Origin of the sequence: Leucobacter allii (assembly GCF_022919155.1) — a bacterium.
In the GTDB taxonomy this organism is placed as follows: domain Bacteria; phylum Actinomycetota; class Actinomycetes; order Actinomycetales; family Microbacteriaceae; genus Leucobacter; species Leucobacter allii.
The window spans coordinates 3266423-3283437 of sequence record NZ_CP095045.1 but is presented as its reverse complement, the minus strand read 5'-3'; the positions used below and the strand labels follow the sequence as shown (position 1 = coordinate 3283437).

Annotated in this window: 14 protein-coding genes and 1 pseudogene; 12 read left to right on the top strand and 3 right to left on the bottom strand. The window is 72.8% G+C overall.

Annotated elements, in window-relative coordinates; translation table 11 throughout:
* The first annotated feature begins 20 nt into the window (after positions 1 to 20).
* The 3 genes from MUN78_RS15175 to MUN78_RS15165 are packed head-to-tail and all read left to right on the top strand — an operon-like array spanning position 21 to position 2514.
* Positions 21 to 890 (top strand): alpha/beta hydrolase family protein, encoded by an 870-nt coding sequence (locus tag MUN78_RS15175; protein ID WP_244692048.1) that lies wholly within the window; start codon positions 21 to 23, stop codon positions 888 to 890.
* On the top strand, positions 887 to 1828 hold the full coding sequence (locus tag MUN78_RS15170; RefSeq protein WP_244727558.1) for a MurR/RpiR family transcriptional regulator: 942 nt from the start codon (positions 887 to 889) through the stop codon (positions 1826 to 1828). Before MUN78_RS15175 ends, MUN78_RS15170 begins: the two co-directional genes overlap by 4 nt.
* Entirely contained in the window at positions 1828 to 2514 is a 687-nt protein-coding gene (locus tag MUN78_RS15165) for an RraA family protein (RefSeq protein WP_244730119.1), read from the top strand. Before MUN78_RS15170 ends, MUN78_RS15165 begins: the two co-directional genes overlap by 1 nt.
* Positions 2515 to 2576: 62 nt before the next feature.
* Here the strand turns inward: MUN78_RS15165 and MUN78_RS15160 are convergent, their stop codons facing one another.
* Positions 2577 to 3680: a diaminopropionate ammonia-lyase gene (locus tag MUN78_RS15160; protein WP_244727557.1), complete on the bottom strand. Its 1104-nt coding sequence runs from the start codon at positions 3678 to 3680 to the stop codon at positions 2577 to 2579.
* An 89-nt stretch (positions 3681 to 3769) separates the two neighbouring features.
* Here MUN78_RS15160 and MUN78_RS15155 point away from each other — a divergent pair, with 89 nt between their 5' ends.
* On the top strand, positions 3770 to 4666 hold the full coding sequence (locus MUN78_RS15155) for a LysR family transcriptional regulator (RefSeq protein WP_244727555.1): 897 nt from the start codon (positions 3770 to 3772) through the stop codon (positions 4664 to 4666).
* Positions 4667 to 4768: 102 nt separating this feature from the next.
* A pseudogene (locus MUN78_RS15150) lies at positions 4769 to 6945 on the top strand (heavy metal translocating P-type ATPase).
* A gap of 65 nt (positions 6946 to 7010) precedes the next feature.
* On the opposite strand, the gene MUN78_RS15145 reads toward MUN78_RS15150, so the two are convergent.
* Positions 7011 to 8606, bottom strand: a complete 1596-nt coding sequence (locus MUN78_RS15145) for an isocitrate lyase (RefSeq protein WP_244692044.1) — start codon at positions 8604 to 8606, stop codon at positions 7011 to 7013.
* 400 nt (positions 8607 to 9006) lie between these two features.
* Here MUN78_RS15145 and aceB point away from each other — a divergent pair, with 400 nt between their 5' ends.
* Together aceB and MUN78_RS15135 are read left to right on the top strand one after the other, a co-directional pair.
* Positions 9007 to 10596, top strand: a complete 1590-nt coding sequence (gene aceB, locus MUN78_RS15140) for a malate synthase A (protein WP_244694079.1) — start codon at positions 9007 to 9009, stop codon at positions 10594 to 10596.
* A gap of 131 nt (positions 10597 to 10727) precedes the next feature.
* Positions 10728 to 10868: a hypothetical protein gene (locus MUN78_RS15135; protein WP_244727553.1), complete on the top strand. Its 141-nt coding sequence runs from the start codon at positions 10728 to 10730 to the stop codon at positions 10866 to 10868.
* Here MUN78_RS15135 and MUN78_RS15130 read toward each other — a convergent pair.
* Complete coding sequence (locus tag MUN78_RS15130) at positions 10831 to 11490, bottom strand: MarR family winged helix-turn-helix transcriptional regulator (RefSeq protein ID WP_244692042.1); 660 nt, start codon at positions 11488 to 11490, stop codon at positions 10831 to 10833. The two genes, MUN78_RS15135 and MUN78_RS15130, sit on opposite strands and share 38 nt — an antisense overlap.
* A gap of 165 nt (positions 11491 to 11655) precedes the next feature.
* On the opposite strand from MUN78_RS15130, the gene MUN78_RS15125 reads away from it, so the two are divergent.
* The 5 genes from MUN78_RS15125 (at position 11656) to MUN78_RS15105 (ending at position 16813) form a co-directional block, all read left to right on the top strand.
* Positions 11656 to 12783: a polyprenyl synthetase family protein gene (locus tag MUN78_RS15125; protein ID WP_244727551.1), complete on the top strand. Its 1128-nt coding sequence runs from the start codon at positions 11656 to 11658 to the stop codon at positions 12781 to 12783.
* A gap of 91 nt (positions 12784 to 12874) precedes the next feature.
* A complete protein-coding gene (locus MUN78_RS15120) occupies positions 12875 to 13690 on the top strand; it encodes a phytoene/squalene synthase family protein (protein ID WP_346730639.1) in 816 nt (271 codons plus the stop codon).
* Positions 13687 to 15291 (top strand): phytoene desaturase family protein, encoded by a 1605-nt coding sequence (crtI, locus tag MUN78_RS15115; protein ID WP_244727550.1) that lies wholly within the window; start codon positions 13687 to 13689, stop codon positions 15289 to 15291. Before MUN78_RS15120 ends, crtI begins: the two co-directional genes overlap by 4 nt.
* Entirely contained in the window at positions 15288 to 15638 is a 351-nt protein-coding gene (locus MUN78_RS15110; RefSeq protein ID WP_429951080.1) for a lycopene cyclase domain-containing protein, read from the top strand. The genes crtI and MUN78_RS15110 overlap by 4 nt, the downstream gene beginning before the upstream one ends.
* On the top strand, positions 15635 to 16813 hold the full coding sequence (locus tag MUN78_RS15105) for a prenyltransferase (RefSeq protein ID WP_244692039.1): 1179 nt from the start codon (positions 15635 to 15637) through the stop codon (positions 16811 to 16813). The genes MUN78_RS15110 and MUN78_RS15105 overlap by 4 nt, the downstream gene beginning before the upstream one ends.
* Positions 16814 to 17015: the final 202 nt, after the last annotated feature.

Below are 17015 nucleotides of genomic sequence, written 5' to 3'. Positions count from 1 at the left end.
CGCCACACAGAGGAGGAACCATGAAACCCACCACGCACGGAGAGCGACTCTCCTTCTACCAGTTCGGCGCGACGACGATGTTCGCCAGCCGTTTCGATCAGCGCTTCTCGTACTGCCTCTACGTCCCCGAGAGCTACGACGAGCACGACCCGGGCGCGTACCCGCTGGTCGTGGCGATCCACGGCACCGGCCGCGATGCGCCGCGCCTGCGCAACGAGTTCATCGCCATCGCCGAGGCGGAGCAGTGCGTGGTGCTGGTGCCGCTGTTCCCCGCGGGGATCGGCAGCCCCGGTGAGCTGAACGCCTACAAGTACCTCGTCGCGGAGGACGCCCGCTACGATCTCGTGCTGCTCGACATGGTGGCCGAGGTGGAGGAGACGTACGGCCTGCGGTTCGAGACCTTCTTCCTCACCGGCTTCTCCGGCGGCGGGCACTTCACCCACCGGTTCCTCTATGCGCATCCGGAGCGCCTGTTCGGCGTGTCGATCGTCTCCCCGGGCGTGGTGACGCTCTGCGACCCCGAACTGCCGTGGCCGGCGGGGGTCGCCGGTCTCGAGGAGGCATTCGGACGCGCCTTCGACGCGCAGGCCGTCGCGCGGGTCCCGGCGAACCTCGTCGTCGGCGACGAGGACACGGAGACCTGGGAGATCTCGGTCGCCCCGGGGAGCCCCGCCTACATCCCCGAGGTGAACGCCGCCGGCGTCACCCGGATCGTCAGGCTGGAGGCGCTCGCCGACTCCCTGAGGCGCAACGGCGGCGCCGTGACGGTCGACCTCGTGCCCGGGGTCTCGCATGAGGGGTACCATCTCCTCAAGCCGACGTTCCGGGCGCTCCGCCGGCTGCTGGCGGAGGCGCGCGGGGCGGAGCAGGAGACGCGGGTGCAGCCATGAGCCCACGGGAAGCCGAGCCGCCGCCGGACAACCCGGGCGACGTGCTCGAACGGATCCGCGAGCGGCTGCCCCGGCTCACGGCGGGGGAGTCGCGGATCGCGCAGTACATCGCCGAGCAGCCGGAGCAGGCCCTCCTCATGAGCGCGGTGCAGATCGGCGAGACGCTCGGTGCGAGCGATATGACCGTGCTGCGCACGGCGCGCGCGCTCGGCTACACCGGATGGCCCGAGCTGCGCCGGGCGCTCGGCTCGCACCTCGCGCTGACGGTGCACCCGGCGACCCGGCTGTCGACCCGGCTGACGGTCACGAGACGCGAGTCCCACGCCAGCCTGCTCGACATCGTCTTCGAGGAGGCCCGCGAGCGTCTCGCGACATCGCGGGCCTCGCTCGACGCGGAGGAGTTCACGCGGGCGGTGCGCCTCGTCGGCGACGCCGCGACGGTGCACGTCTTCGGCGTCGGGGTCTCCTCCGTCTCGGCGGAGTACCTCACGGTCAAGCTGCTGCGCGAGGGCGTGCTCGCGAGGCACGCGAAGAGCATGGGCTTCGCGTTCGCGGACGCGCTGCTGGCGCTGCGTCCGGGCGACCTGCTCGTGGCCTTCGCTCCCGGACGGGAGTTCTCCGAGCTGGACGTCGCCTTCGCGGAGGCGCAGCGGCTCGGCGCGTCGACGCTGCTGTTCACCGACAAGTACCGGGATGCGTACGTCGACCGCGTCGACTGCGTGATCCGCACGGCCAGCTCCGCCGGCGGATTGACCGGGGAGAACCTCCCCGCGATGGTCGCGGCCGATGCGCTCGTGCTCGCTCTGGGCCACGTCGATCCCGAAGGGGCGCTCGCATCCTCGCGGCGGCTGAACAAGCTGCGACGGGCGCTCCGCCGCCGTCCCGGCAGTACGAAGGGCGACGCGGGAGCCGCCGCCGGCACGGAGCCGCGGCCGTGATGGAGCTCGTGGTCCGCGACGCGCCGGCCGCGCTGCCGCGCGCCGAGCAGGCGGCCCTCGCCGCGCTGAGCCTTCCGACCCTCGGGCACTTCCTCGAGGACGGCTTCGTCGACCCCGGCATCCGGTGCCTCGTACCGCCGCCCGCGAACGTGGTCGGCGTCGCGCTGACCGTGCGCACGACCGCGAGCGATTCGACCGCGCTGCATCACGCCGCCGGCATGATCCTGCCGGGTCAGGTGATGGTCATCGACACCGGGGGCGACCGCAGGCACGCGCCGCTCGGCGAGGTCGTCGCGACCCAGCTCCGCGTCAGGGGAGCGGCCGGCGTGGTCGTCGACGGCGCGGTGACCGACATCGAGCAGCTCCGCCGGATCGGCGTGCCGGTCTACGCGCGGGGCACCAGCCTGCTGACCACGAAACTGCATGGCACGGGCGGCGGCGGGATCGGCGTCGGCGTGGCCTGCGGCGGCGTGAGCGTCGTGGCCGGGGACATCGTGCTCGCCGATGCCAACGGGGTGCTCGTCAGCGACCGCGAACGGCTGCGCAGCGTGCTGCGGGAGGCCGCCGACGACGACGCCGCGGAGCCCGAGCTGCTGCGCGCGATCGAGGCCGGCGGGCTCCTCGGCGAGCTGAGCGGGGCGACGGCCCTGGTGCGGCGGCTGAGCCGCCCCGCGGGCGCCGAATAGAGGCGAACGGATCGGCGGCGCCGCGCCCGCACCGGAGCGCGGGGCGCCGCCGATCCTGCGTCTCAGACCGGATTCGCCGCGAGGCTCTCGGTGTTGAAGAGCACGATCGTGCTGCTCGCCCCCAGCCCGAGCGCCTCGCCGAGGCGCTCGAGCGCCCGACGTGCGCCGGCGAGGGTCGCAGCCCCGCACGGGCCGGCGTCGACACCGGCCTCCCGCAACTCGCGCACGGCGCGGAGCGTCTCGGCGTCGTCCACGAGCACGGCCGCGTCGACGCCGTCGCGGAGCACCGGCCAGGCGAGTTCCGAGGGGGTCCCGCAATTGAGGCCGAGCATCACGGTCCGTCCCGTCGCCACCGGCTCGGCGACACCGGTCTGCAGGGCGTGCATGATCGCCGGAGCAGCGACCGGCTCGACCACCGCGACCGTCGGGGGAGCATCGACGCTGCGGAAGTGGGTGACGATCGCCTGCGCCAGCGAGCCGACCCCGGCGGGGGCGACGACGAGATCCGTGCGCGGCTCGCCGGTCTCGTGGAGCTGCGCCTCGAGCTCGGCGAGCATGGTGCTGTAGCCGTCGACGATCCAGCCGGGGATCTCTCGATATCCGGGCCACGCCGTGTCCTGGATCACGAGCGCCTCCTCGGGCGTCGCCGCGTGCGCGCGCATCGCGGCGACGACATCGTCGTAGGGAGCATCGAGCTCGCGCACCTCGGCGCCCTCCGCGGCGATCGCCCGCTTGGCCTCCTGCGTGAGGGAACCGGGGATGAAGACGCGGCACGGCAGTCCGATCGTCGCCGCCGTGCGCGCGACGGCCCTGCCGTGGTTGCCGTCCGTGGCGCAGAGGAGCGTCACGGGCGGCTGCCGCCGCGCGGCGGCCCGCAGCTCGTCGACCGTCACCGCCCCGGTGAGGTTCCAGCGCGCGGCGAGCGCGCGGGAGATGGCGTACGAGGCGCCCAGCACCTTGAACGCCGGGAGGCCGAGTCGCGAGGACTCGTCCTTGAGCAGGACGCGACCCACGCCGAGCTCGGCGGCGATCCCCGGGAGCTCGAGGAGCGGGGTCGGGGCGTAGCCGGGGAGCGATCGGTGGAAGGCGAGGACCTCGGCGCCGGGCCGCGCGAATCCGCGGTGCCGGGCCGGGGGATGGTGATAGATCGTGTCGATGGTGTGCATGGGACCAGCGTGGCAAATCTCTTTGTGCAAGAAAAGCGGATAGAATCGGCCGTGAACGTTCAGAAAAAGCGGATGATACGGAGGAACGCATGGCGGAGATCCGTCGCCTGCAGACCTTCCTCGACTTCGTCAGGCTCGGCACGATCGCGGCGGTGGCGGCGGAGGCCCGGTACAGCAGCTCCGCCGTCTCGCAGCAGCTCGAGCGACTGTCCGTCGAGCTCGGCGCTCCGCTCCTCGAGGCGGACGGCCGCGGGCTGCGGCTGACGCCCGAGGGCGAGCTGCTCGCCGAGCTCGGCCCGCGGCTGCTGGACGACTGGGAGGAGCTGCGCGCGCGACTCGCCGCGCGTCGCGACGAGCTCGTCGGCGCGGTCGCCGTGGCCGCCTTCCAGACGGGGTGCCTCGCGCTCTTCCCGCCGCTCATCGAACGGCTGCGGGAGGACGCGCCCGGCATCGAGCTCGGCTGCGTCCAGGCCGAGCCCGAACGCTCCATCCCGGCCCTGCGCGCGCGGGAGATCGACATCGCCATCATCGAGCGCTACCCGCGGCATCGCGGGGCCCCGCTCCCGGAGCTGCGCGAGACGCCGCTCGGCGACGACGCCATGCTCGTCGCGGCGCCCGCCTCGTGGGGCGCCGCCGGGGAGCTCGCGCGCCTGGCCGATCGGCCCTGGGTGCTCGAGGCGCAGGGGAGCCCCGCGCGCGCGTGGGCCGAGTCGCTCTGCCACGAGGCCGGGTTCGCCCCGCGGATCGCGCACGAGACCTCCGACGTGGTCGTGCAGTGCGCGCTCGGCGCGTCGGGCGCCGCCGCGGCGCTCATCCCCGCCCTCACGCCCGAGGCGCTGCGCGGCGGCGCGCACTGCGTTCCCCTCGCGCCCGTCCGCACGCGCGCCATCCTCGCCGTGACCCGGCGCAGCGCCGCCGAACGACCCGCGGTCCGGGCCGTGCTCGCCGCGCTCGCCGCCGACGCGGGCGCCCGCACCGACGCGTGAGGCGCACCGTTCGCGTAGACCGCTCGCACGGAATACCCCCAGGGGGTACTCTGTTGTGAGTGGCGAGGCGCCCGGAGGGGTGCCGGACGAAGGAGCGAGGCCATGAGCGATCCGCACGCGCAGCACGAGCACCACCACGGGCGCCACGACGGGCCGGGCACCGCCGAGCGCGGCAGCACCGCCGAGGGCATCGGCACCGGTGGTCACGTCCATCCCGACCACGACGCCCCGGACCACGCGGACCACACGGGACACGCAGGCCCTACCGGTCACGCGGACCACTCCGGCCATGCGGGCCACGCGGGGCACGTCTCGCGCTTCCGCCGCCTGTTCTGGGTGAATCTGCTCGTCGCGGTGCCCGTCGTGGCCGCCTCCCCCATGTTCGCGATGCTCCTCGGCTACCGGGTGCCCGGTTGGGCGGGGTGGATCGCCCCGGTGCTCGGCACGGCGATGTTCGCGTGGGGCGGCTGGCCGTTCCTCTCGGGCGCCGTCGGCGAGCTCCGGGCGCGCAAGCCGGGCATGATGCTGCTGATCGGGCTCGCGATCTCGGTCGCCTTCCTCGCCTCGTGGGGGGCCACGATCGGCATCCTCCACCACGAGCTCGAGTTCTGGTGGGAGCTCGCGCTCCTGATCGTGATCATGCTGCTCGGGCACTGGCTCGAGATGCGCTCCCTGGCGCAGACCTCCTCCGCGCTCGACTCCCTCGCCGCGCTGCTGCCCGATACGGCCGAGCGGGTGGAGGGCGATCGGATCGCGGTCGTGGCGCCGAGCGCGCTGCGGGTGGGCGACGTCGTCCTCGTGCGGCCGGGCGGCGGCGTGCCGGCAGACGGGACGATCGTGGACGGCCGGGCCGACATGGACGAGTCCATGATCACCGGCGAGTCGCGCCCCGTCGCCCGCGGAGCCGGTGACGGGGTGATCGCGGGCACCGTCGCGACCGATTCCGGGCTCCGGGTCCGGGTGACCGCGATCGGCGACGACACGGCGCTCGCGGGCATCGGGCGCCTCGTCGCCACCGCGCAGGCCTCCTCCTCGCGCGCGCAGCGGATCGCCGATCGCGCCGCCGCCCTGCTCTTCTGGTTCGCGCTCGCCGCGGCCGTCGTCACCGCGGTCGCCTGGACCGTCTGGGGCAGCCCCGACGACGCCGTCGTGCGCGCGATCACGGTGCTCGTGATCGCCTGCCCCCACGCGCTCGGCCTCGCGATCCCGCTCGTCGTCTCCATCGCGACCGAGCGGGCCGCGCGCGGCGGCGTGCTCGTCGCGGATCGGCTCGCCCTCGAGACCATGCGCACCGTCGAGACGGTCGTGTTCGACAAGACGGGCACCCTCACCACGGGGGAGCCGACGCTCACCTCCGCAGCGCCCGTCGCAGGAACGACGGGCGACCGGCTGCTGGCGCTCGCGGCGTCCGCGGAGGCCGACAGCGAGCACCCGCTCGCGCGGGCCATCGTGCGCGCGGCTCGGGAGCGCGGCCTGCCGCTGTCGACCGTCTCGGGATTCGTCTCCGCGCCCGCGGTCGGGGTGACCGCGACGGTCGACGGCCGGGAGATCCGGGTCGGCGGCCCGCGCCTGCTCGAGGAGCTCGGGGCGGCCGAGGTCGCCGAGGCCGACGACTGGCGCGCCGAGGGCGCCATCATCCTGCACGTCGCCGCGGACGGCGCCGTCATCGGCGGCCTCGCGCTCGCCGATGAGGTGCGCCCCGAATCGCGGGAGGCGGTCGACGCGCTGCACGCGGCCGGCGTGCGGGTGGTGATGCTCACCGGCGACGCCGAGGCCGTGGCCCGCTCGGTCGGCGCGCAGCTCGGCATCGACCGCGTGTTCGCGGGGGTGCGGCCGGAGGACAAGGCCGCGACCATCGCGGAGCTCCAGGCCGGGGTGCGAGGGTCGCGATGGTCGGCGACGGCGTCAACGACGCGCCGGCGCTCGCGCAGGCGGACGTCGGGATCGCGATCGGCGCCGGGACGGACGTCGCCATCGCCTCGGCGGGCGTCGTCCTCGCGAGCGACGACCCCCGCTCCGTGCTGTCGGTGATCGAGCTCTCCCGCGCGGCGTATCGCAAGATGCGTCAGAACCTCTGGTGGGCGGCCGGGTACAACCTGCTCTCCGTGCCCCTCGCCGCCGGCGTCCTCGCCCCGATCGGCTTCGTGCTCCCCATGTCCGTCGGCGCCGTGCTCATGTCCCTCTCCACGATCGTCGTGGCGGCGAACGCGCAGCTGCTGCGCCGGCTCGACCTCTCGCCCGCGGCGAGCGCCCGGGCCGTCCGCGCGGGGGCTCGCTGATCGACCCCGCCCGGACACGGCGGAGGGGGTCCCGGCCGCGGCCGGGACCCCCTCGAGGCGTCCGCTCAGGCGAACTGGTTCATCGTGTTGTCCTTGCCGCCGGCCTTGAGGGCCGCATCCCCGGCGAAGTACTCCTTGTGGTTGTCGCCGATGTCGCTGCCGGCCATGTTCTGGTGCTTCACGGTGGCGATGCCTTGCCGGATCTCCTCGCGCTGCACGTCGCGAACGTAGGTGAGCATGCCCTCCTCGCCGAAGTAGCCCTTCGCGAGGTTATCGGTCGACAGCGCCGCCGTGTGGTAGGTCGGGAGGGTGATGAGATGGTGGAAGATGCCGGCGCGGGCCGAGCCGTCGCGCTGGAAGGTGCGGATCTTCTCGTCGGCGAGGCTGGCGAGCTCGGTGCCGTCGTAGTCGACGCTCATGAGCTTGTCGCGATCGTAGGCCGAGACGTCCTTGCCCTCCGCGACGAACTGGTCGTACGCCTGCTGGCGGAAGTTGAGCGTCCAGTTGAACGAGGGGCTGTTGTTGTAGACGAGCTTCGCATCGGGCACGACCTCGCGGATGCGATCGACCATGCCCGCGATCTGCTCGACGTGGGGCTTCTCGGTCTCGATCCACAGCAGATCGGCGCCGTTCTGCAGCGAGGTGATGCAGTCGAGCACCACGCGGTCCTCGCCCGTGCCGGCGCGGAACTGGTAGAGGTTCGAGGCGAGGCGCTTCGGGCGCAGCAGCTTGCCGTCGCGCTTGATGACGACGTCGCCGTTGCCGAGCTCCGCCTCCGAGATCTCCTCGACGTCGAGGAAGGCGTTGTACTGGTCGCCGAGGTCGCCCGGCTCGGCGGTGACGGCGAGCTTCTGCGTGAGGCCGGCGCCGAGCGAGTCGGTGCGGGCGACGATCACGCCGTTGTCGATGCCGAGCTCGAGGAAGGCGTAGCGGACGGCGTTGATCTTCGCGATGAAGTCCTCGTGCGGCACGGTGACCTTGCCGTCCTGGTGGCCGCACTGCTTCTCGTCGGAGACCTGGTTCTCGATCTGGATCGCGCAGGCGCCCGCCTCGATCATCTTCTTCGCGAGGAGGTAGGTCGCCTCGGGGTTGCCGAAGCCGGCGTCGATGTCGGCGATGATCGGCACGACGTGGGTCTCGTGGGTGTCGATCTGGGACTGGATGAACTCGATCGCCGTCTCGTCGCCCGCGGCGCGGGCGTCGTCGAGCTGCGCGAACAGGAGGTCGAGCTCGCGGGCGTCCGCCTGGCGCAGGAAGGTGTAGAGCTCCTCGATGAGGGCGGGGACCGCGGTCTTCTCGTGCATCGACTGGTCGGGGAGGGGGCCGAACTCCGAGCGGAGGGCCGCGACCATCCAGCCCGAGAGGTAGAGGTAGCGCTTGTTCGTGCTCTTGAGGTGCTTCTTGATGGAGATCAGCTTCTGCTGGCCGATGAAGCCGTGCCAGACGCCGAGGGACTGCGTGTAGACCGAGGCGTCGGCGTCGTACTCCGCCATGTCGCGGCGCATGATGTCGGCGGTGTACTGGGCGATCTCGAGACCGGTGCGGAAGCGGTTCTGCGCCCGCATGCGGGCGACGTACTCGGGATTGACGGCATCCCAGCCCGAGCCGTTCTGGTCTTTCAGCGTCTGCACGGCGGCGATGTCGGTGGTGAACGCACTCATGATGGATCTCTTTCAAGGTCGATGTTCTGGAGTAGTTCCACTCTGCGCCCCTGACCAACCGCGCCCTGGCCCAATTGGGGGGTGAAGATACGCGAATATTCTGCGAATTCGAAAAATTCACACTTCCTCGAGGCGGATCGGGCCTTCAGTGGCGCGGATTGCGTGGACAGTCCGGAAATCCTGGATTCTTTCAGATCGGTGAAAAGTGTCGGATGTTCCCCCGCGGAATCGCCGGAGCGCCGCACCGCGGGCCCCGCATGATGGATCCATCAGCAGGCATCGCCCCGCGCCGGACGGCCGGGGCCCGGACACAGGAGTCATCGTGAACGCTGCATCGACAGGAACCATCGAGACGGTCCGCCCCGCGGCGGCGGAGCGACCCGCGGCGAGCGCCGCGCGCATCGAGGTGCTCGGCCGCCCGTTCGAGCGCAGCGATGAGATCCTCACGCCCGAGGCGCTGCAGTTCCTCACCGAGCTGCACGACCGCTTCGCGAGCACGCGCCACGAGCGGCTCGCCGACCGCCAGCGCCGCCGCTACGAGATCGGCAACGGGCGCGACCCGAAGTTCCGCGAGGACACGCGGAGCATTCGCGAGGACGCCAGCTGGCGCGTGGCCGGCGCCGGTCCGGGGCTCGAGGACCGGCGCGTCGAGATCACCGGTCCCACCGACCCGAAGATGACCATCAACGCCATGAACTCGGGCGCGCGGGTCTGGCTCGCCGATCAGGAGGACGCGACGAGCCCGACCTGGCGGAACGTCGTCGGCGGCCAGCTCTCCCTCTTCGACGCGATCCGCGAGCGGCTCGAGTACACGAGCCCGGAGGGCAAGGAGTACCGCGTCACCGCCGACCGCACGCCGACGATCGTGATGCGGCCGCGCGGCTGGCACCTCGTCGAGAAGCACCTGCGCTACACGGACGCGCAGGGGCGCGCCGGCGCCGCCTCGGGCAGCCTCGTCGACTTCGGCCTCTACGCCTTCCACAACGCCCGCGAGCTCGTCTCCCGCGGCCGCGGCCCCTACTTCTACATCGCGAAGCTCGAGTCGAGCGAGGAGGCGAAGCTCTGGGACGACGTCTTCGCCTACACCGAGCGGGCACTCGGACTCGATCACGGCACGATCCGCGCCACGGTGCTCATCGAGACGCTGCCCGCCGCATTCGAGATGGAGGAGATCCTGTACGTGATGCGGGATCACATCGCGGGGCTCAACGCGGGCCGCTGGGATTACATCTTCTCGATCATCAAGAACTACCGCGGTCGCGGCGCGCGCTTCGTGCTCCCGGATCGCAGCGAGGTGACCATGACGGTGCCGTTCATGCGGGCCTACACCGAGCTGCTCGTGCAGACCTGCCACAAGCGCGGCGCGCACGCCATCGGCGGCATGAGCGCGTTCATCCCGAACCGGCGCGATCCCGAGGTCACGCAGCGCGCGGAGGAGAAGGTCCGCGCCGACAAGCACCGCGAGGCCGGCGACGGCTTCGACGGCACCTGGGTCGCGCACCCCGACCTCATCCCCGTCGCCCAGGCGGAGTTCGACGCCGTGCTCGGCGACCGCCCGAACCAGCTCGACCGTCTCCGCGACGACGTGCACGTGACCGCGGCGCAGCTGCTCGACGTGCGCATCGGCCGCGACATCACCGAGTCCGGGGTGCGCGAGAACGTCTCCATCGGCATCCGCTACATCGAGGCCTGGCTCCGCGGCCTCGGCGCGGTGGCCATCGACAACCTCATGGAGGATGCGGCGACCGCCGAGATCAGCCGTTCGCAGATCTGGCAGTGGATCCACCAGGACCAGTCGACCGCCGACGGCACGCGCATCACCCGGGAGTGGGTGGCGGGCATCGTGGAGGAGACCGTCGCCGGCTTCGCGCGCTTCGACGGCGACCGCTACGACGACGCGGCGGAACTCTTCGCCGACGTCTCGCTCGGCGACGACTTCCCCACCTTCCTCACGGTGCCGGCCTACAGCCGCTACCTCGTCGACGCGTAGAACCGGGCGGCGGCGCGGCGCGGGGATCGCGCCGCGCCGCCGCATGACGAGCCCGCGGAGGCTCTTCGTCACTGCACGGCGGACAGGGCCGACGGCTCCCGCCCCATCGCCGTCGAGCGCGCGCCGTCCCTGTGCTGGCCGGGCTCGGCCGCCTCGGCACGAACGGATTCGCCGCGGGCATGATCCTCTCCTCCTGCGCCGTGGTCTGCCCGCTCCTCGCGATCCTGCTCGCGGTCATGGCCGCGATCTCGGCGCTCGCCCGGCGTCGGTGACGTCGGCGTGCTCCGCGGCCGAGCCGACTCCCGCGCCCCCTGCCGCATCCTCCCCTGCCCAGGCGACGTCGCGGAGCGAGAGCTCCTGCGTCATGTCCGTGAGGAAGCCGATCACGACCTCACGCTCATCGCGCGTGAGCCGGGCGGCCGCGAGGAAGCGCCGCGACTGCTGCTTGCCGAGGGTCTGCATCGCGGAGTGCTCGGTCTCGGCGGTCACGGCGATCGCGAAGGCGCGGCGATCCGAGGGGTGCATGTTGCGCATGACGTGCCCGCCCCGCTCGAGCCGGTTGAGCAGCTTCGTGGTGGAGGCCGGGGAGATCTTCAGGTGCGCGGCGAGCCGCCCGGGGGTGACGATCTCCTGCCGGTTCTTCGCCACGATGAGGTAGTGCAGCGCCCGCATGTCCTGCGCGCTCAGCCGCATGTAGCGCTCGGAGGCCTGCGCGAGCGCGCGCTCGGCGTCGCGCAGGCCCGAGAGCGCCTGCATGAGGCGTCCGATCTGGGCGATGTCCTCGCGGTCGAGGTCGGAGCGATCCACGAGCTCGCTCCGAGGGTCGCTCGAATCGATGTCGTACAGCCTCTCTGAGACCGCATCTCGACCGGGGGTGGCACCGGAATCCGCCATATCGCAATCCTATGCTCAGGAGAACATTCGGGGAATATATTCAACTGTTAGTTACTATAACTCAAAGTACTCAGTATGCTGAGGGAAATAGTTGTCCCGAGTGAAGGGAGTCGCGATGCTCGCGAATCAGCCCGGCGCCGCGGCGCCTCCCGCCGGGGAGCGATCGTGAGCCGCGGCGTGCTCACCCGGAGCGGGCCGGCTGCGCTCGAGATCGAGGACGTGCAGCGGGAGATCGACCGCATGCTGGCCGAGCGCGGCGCGCGAGCCACGGCCTACGGCGCGCACTTCGCTCGGCTCTGGGCGGCGGCCGCCGAGTGCATCACCGGCGGCAAGCTGCTGCGACCGCGCCTGCTCATCGGCACCTTCGAGGGCGCGGCGGACGGTGATGGCGGCCCGGCGGCCGACCGCGGCGCCGTGCTCCGGGTCGCCGCGGCCGTCGAACTGCTGCACTACGCCTTCCTCCTCCATGACGACGTGATCGACCGCGACCTGCTGAGACGGGGCCGGCCGAACCTCATCGGCACGGTGCTGCGGGACCGCGACGCGGCGGCGTTCGAGGGGGCGAGCGCGGGCGGCACGCCGCCGGACCCCGCAGACCTGCACTGGGCGAGTACCAGCGGCATCCTCATGGGGGATCTCCTGCTCGCCGCGGTGCACCAGGTGTTCGCCCGCGAGCGGCTCCCGGAGCCGATGCGGCTGCGCCTGCTCGATCTCCTCGACCACGCGATCACGGAGTCGGTCGCCGGCGAGCACCTCGATGTCGCGCTGAGCCACGGCGTCGCCCCGTCCGAGCTCGCCTCCGTGCTCGACATGAGCCGGCTGAAGACCGCGACGTACACCTTCGAGCTGCCGCTGCGGGCCGGCGCCGTCCTGGCCGGCGCCTCGGCGGAGACGGAGGAGGCGATCGCACGGCTCGGCCGGCACCTCGGCGTCGCGTTCCAACTGCAGGACGATCTGCTCTCCACCTTCGGCCGCGCGGAGGAGCACGGCAAGGACCCGTACTCGGATCTCCGCGAGGGGAAGGAGACCGCGATCATCGCGTACGCGCGGCTGACCGAGGCCTGGCCCGAGATCGCCCGGGGCTTCGGCAGCCCGACGCTCACCGCGGCGCAGGGCGCGCGGATGCGCGACCGGCTCATCGACTGCGGCGCCCACCGCTTCCTGCGCTCGCTGATCGAGGAGGAGATCGGGGCGTGCGCCGAGCTCCTCGCGGCGCCGGGAGCGGGCATCCCGCCCGCGCTCGCCGCCTACATCGGGCGCCTCATCGAGTCGATCGAGGAGCGGCGGCTGTGAGGCGCTCGCTGGACGGGATGAGCACCTTCGACCGCTACACGGCGGCCTCGGAGCTCGCGGCGGGCCGGATCATCGCGGCCTATTCCACCTCATTCGGCGCGGCGACCCGGCTCCTCGGGCCCCGCCACCGCACGCACGTGCGCAGCATCTACGCCCTCGTGCGCGTGGCCGACGAGCTCGTCGACGGCGCGACGGCCGAAGCCGGCATCCCCCGGAGGCGCAGCGCGAGGCCCTCGCGCGGCTCGAGGCCGAGACGGACGGCGCGATCGCCTCCGGCTACAGCAGCAACCCCATCGTGCACGCCTTCGCGCACACGGCGCGGGCGGCGGGCATCACGCGCGAGCTCACCGGGCCGTTCTTCGCCTCGATGCGCTCCGACCTCGCGGGGGAGCGCGCAGACGGGGACCCGCTCACCGGCCTCGACGACGCGGCGCACGCCGCGTACGTGCACGGCTCCGCCGAGGTCGTCGGCCTCATGTGCCTCCGGGTCTTCCTCCGGGAGGAGCACCGGACCGACGCGCAGCGGCGCACGCTCGAGTTCGGTGCGCGCCGCCTCGGCGCGGCGTTCCAGAACGTGAACTTCCTCCGCGATCTCGCCGACGACACGGAGCGCCTCGGGCGCAGCTACCTCAGCGCGGACGGCACGGTCGACGCGGCGCTGCAGCGGCGCTGGATCGCGATCATCCGGGAGCAGCTGGACGATGCGGCCGCGGCGCTGCCGCTGCTGCCCCGGGACGCGCGGATCGCGGTCGACTGCGCGCTCCGGATGTTCGCGCGCCTCGCCGAGCGCCTGGCGCGCACGCCGGCCGCGCAGCTCACCGAGCGACGCGTCCGTCTCTCGGCCCCGGCGAAGGCCGGGATCGTCGCGCAGTCGGCCCTGGCGCTGCGGAAGGAGCGCATCGCATGACCCGCACGATCGTCATCGGCGGAGGCGTCGCGGGGCTCGCGACCGCCGCCCTCCTCGCGCGCGAGGGGCACAGCGTCCGGCTCCTCGAGCGGAACTCCCGGGTCGGCGGCCGCGCCGGCGTGCTCGAGCGCGACGGGTTCCGCTTCGACACCGGTCCGTCCTGGTACCTCATGCCGCGCGTCTTCGAGCACTTCTTCTCGCTCCTCGGCACGAGCGCCGAGGAGCAGCTCTCGCTGCGCACCCTCGACCCCGGCTACCGGGTCTTCGCCGAGCCGAACCGCGACGCGCCCGCGCGCGAGCTCGAGATCCCCCTCGGCGCCGACCGCGTCGTCGAGGTCTTCGAGCGCGTGGAGCCGGGGGCGGGCGGGCGGCTGCGGCGGTATCTCGCCTCGGCCGCGCGCAGCGCCGACATGGCCGAGCGCTTCTTCCTCTACAACCCCTTCACGAGCGCCCGCTCGCTCGCAGCGCCCGAGGTGCTCCGGGCGCTGCCGCAGCTCGCCGCCCTGCTCGGGACGAGTCTCGAGCGCTTCGTCGCCCGGCGCTTCGCCGACCCCGTGCTGCGCCAGGTGCTCGGCTACCCCGCGGTCTTCCTCGGCACCGACCCGAGCCGCGCACCGGCGATGTACCACCTCATGAGCGCGCTCGATCTCGAGGAGGGCGTGCAGTACCCCATGGGCGGCTTCTGGGGCCTCGTCGAGCGCCTCGAGGCGCTCGCCGTGGCCGAGGGCGTCGAGATCGCGACCGACGTCGAGGTCACCGGCATCCTCACCCGCACCGAGGGCGGCCGGCCCGCGGTGAGCGGGGTCCGCTCGCGCGATGCGCGCGGCGAGCACATCGAGCACGCCAACATCGTCGTGTCCGCCGCGGATCTGCACCATACCGAGACCGCCCTGCTCGAGCCCGCGATGCGCAGCTACCCCGAGCGCTGGTGGCGCCGCCGCGAGAGCGGACCCGGTGCGGTCATCGCCATGCTCGGCGTCGAGGGGGAGCTGCCGCGACTCGCGCACCACTCCCTCTGCTTCACCCGGGACTGGCACGCGAACTTCGACGCGATCTTCGGCGATGCGCCGCGCCTGCCCGATCCCGCCTCCCTCTACGTCTGCAAGCCGAGCGCGACCGATCCGGGCGTCGCGCCGCCCGGGCACGAGAACCTCTTCGTGCTCATCCCCGTGCCCGCCGACACCGGGATCGGCGCCGGGGGAGCGGATGGCGGCGGCGACCCGGCCGTCGAGGGCGCCGTCGACGCGGCGATCGAGCAGATCGCGCGCTGGGCCGGGATCCCGGATCTCCGCGCGCGGATCGTCGTGCGCGAGACGCTCGGCCCCGCCGACTTCGCCGCGGACTACCACTCCTGGAGGGGCGGCATGCTCGGGCCCTCGCACATCCTCAGGCAGAGCGCCCTCTTCCGGGCCCAGAACGCCTCGAAGCGGGTCGATCGGCTCTACTACGCCGGGGCGACGACCGCCCCCGGCGTCGGGGTGCCGATGTGCCTCATCAGCGCGGAGCTCGTGCTCAAGCGGATCCGCGGCGATCGCTCCGCCGGGCCCTCGGCGGCCCGCGCCGCCGCGGCCCGGTCCGCGGCCGGGTCGGAGCGCCGATGATGCCGCTCGGCTACCTCGGCTGCCTGCTGCTCGGGATCGCCTGCATGTTGCTCCTCGACCGGCGCTTCCGGCTCTTCTTCTGGCGCGACCCCGCGGCTGCGGGACTCGTGACGGCGGCGGGCACGGCCTTCCTCCTGCTCTGGGACGCGGCCGGCATCGCGAGCGGCATCTTCCTCCGCGGCGCGTCCGGCTTCGCCACCGGCATCGTCCTCGCCGAGGAGCTGCCGCTCGAGGAGCCCGTGTTCCTCGTGTTCCTGGTGCTCTGCTCGATGGTGCTGTACACGGGGGCCGAGCGAATCCTCGACCGGCGCAGGCGCGGCCGCGCTCGGCGGCGGGGCCGCGCATGAGCTACGCGCTGCTCTCGGCCGGATTCCTCGTCGCCGCGCTCGCCGCCGCCGTGCTCCTCGCGCGGGCGGCGGGTCCGCGGCGGCCGCGCTGGGCCGCCGTCGCGGTCGCCGGGGTCGCGCTCCTCCTCCTCACCGCCGTCTTCGACAGCCTCATGATCGGGCTCGATCTGTTCGACTACGCCCCCGGGCTGATCTCAGGGATGCGGATCGGCCTCGCCCCCGTCGAGGACTTCGCCTATCCCGCCGCCGTGGCGGTCGCCCTTCCCGCGCTCTGGGCGGCGCTCACCCGACGCGGCGGCGTGCCCCTCGGCGCGCTGCTGACGCAGGCCCTCGTCGCTTCGCGTCCGGTGAGCTGGGTGAACACGGCCTTCCCCTTCGCCGCCGCGATGCTGCTCACCACGCGCGAGATCGACTGGCTGCTCGTCGTGGGCACCCTCTACTACCTCGTCCCGTACAACCTCGCGATGTACGGGATCAACGACGTCTTCGACTACGAGTCCGACGCGAAGAACCCGCGCAAGGGCGGCATCGAGGGGGCGCTCCTCGCGCCCGAGTACCACCGGCCGCTCCTCCGGCTCGTGCTCGCGACGAACTTGCCCTTCCTCGTCCTGCTGCTGGCGGCCGGCGGCCCCGCCGCGTGGGCCGCCATCGCCGTGAGCACCTTCGCGGTCATCGCCTACTCGGCGCCCCGTCTGCGCGGCAAGGAGCGTCCGGTCTGGGACTCGATCATCTCGAGCACGCACTTCGTCAGCCCGGCCGTCGTCGGCCTCGCGCTCGCCGGCGCCCCCGTCGACGCGGGGGTGATCGTGCTGCTCGCGGCGTTCTTCCTGTGGGGGATGGCCGCGCACGCCTTCGGCGCCGTGCAGGACATCATCCCCGATCGCGAGGCGGGGATCGGCTCCATCGCGACGAGCTTCGGCGCGCGGCGCACGGTGCGCCTCGCGCTCGCGCTCTGGCTCCTCGCCGGGCTGCTCGTGCTCGCGGCGCCGTGGCCCGCCCCGCTCGCGGCCGTCGTGGCCGTGCCCTACCTGCTCAACTGCGCGCCGTGGCGCTCGGTCCCCGATGCCGATTCCGCCCGCACCAATCGGGCCTGGCGCCGCTTCATCCTGCTGAACTACGGCTCGGGCTTCATCGTCACGCTGATCCTCATCCTCGCGTGGAACTCCTCCGCATGACCGGGCCCCGGGGTGCGCCGCGTCCGCGACGGGCTACACTGGCCGCGTGAGTTCCCGAGAGCTGTACTCCCGGCGTCAGGAGGTCGTCGGCGACGCGCTCGCCGACGGTGAGTCGCCGAGTCCCCCGCCGTGCCCGCGCCATCCGCCCCCACGGCGCTGCGACGACCCCTCCCGCTCTCGACTCGCTCGGGCGCCCTCCCGC

Excerpts from the sequence above, each read along its gene's own strand:
- MUN78_RS15175 (WP_244692048.1), top strand. The coding sequence starts at position 21 with ATGAAACCCACCACGCACGGAGAGCGACTCTCCTTCTACCAGTTCGGC.
- MUN78_RS15170 (WP_244727558.1), top strand. The coding sequence starts at position 887 with ATGAGCCCACGGGAAGCCGAGCCGCCGCCGGACAACCCGGGCGACGTG.
- MUN78_RS15165 (WP_244730119.1), top strand. The coding sequence starts at position 1,828 with ATGGAGCTCGTGGTCCGCGACGCGCCGGCCGCGCTGCCGCGCGCCGAG.
- MUN78_RS15160 (WP_244727557.1), bottom strand. The coding sequence starts at position 3,680 with ATGCACACCATCGACACGATCTATCACCATCCCCCGGCCCGGCACCGC.
- MUN78_RS15155 (WP_244727555.1), top strand. The coding sequence starts at position 3,770 with ATGGCGGAGATCCGTCGCCTGCAGACCTTCCTCGACTTCGTCAGGCTC.
- MUN78_RS15145 (WP_244692044.1), bottom strand. The coding sequence starts at position 8,606 with ATGAGTGCGTTCACCACCGACATCGCCGCCGTGCAGACGCTGAAAGAC.
- MUN78_RS15130 (WP_244692042.1), bottom strand. The coding sequence starts at position 11,490 with ATGGCGGATTCCGGTGCCACCCCCGGTCGAGATGCGGTCTCAGAGAGG.
- crtI (WP_244727550.1), top strand. The coding sequence starts at position 13,687 with ATGACCCGCACGATCGTCATCGGCGGAGGCGTCGCGGGGCTCGCGACC.
- MUN78_RS15110 (WP_429951080.1), top strand. The coding sequence starts at position 15,288 with ATGATGCCGCTCGGCTACCTCGGCTGCCTGCTGCTCGGGATCGCCTGC.
- MUN78_RS15105 (WP_244692039.1), top strand. The coding sequence starts at position 15,635 with ATGAGCTACGCGCTGCTCTCGGCCGGATTCCTCGTCGCCGCGCTCGCC.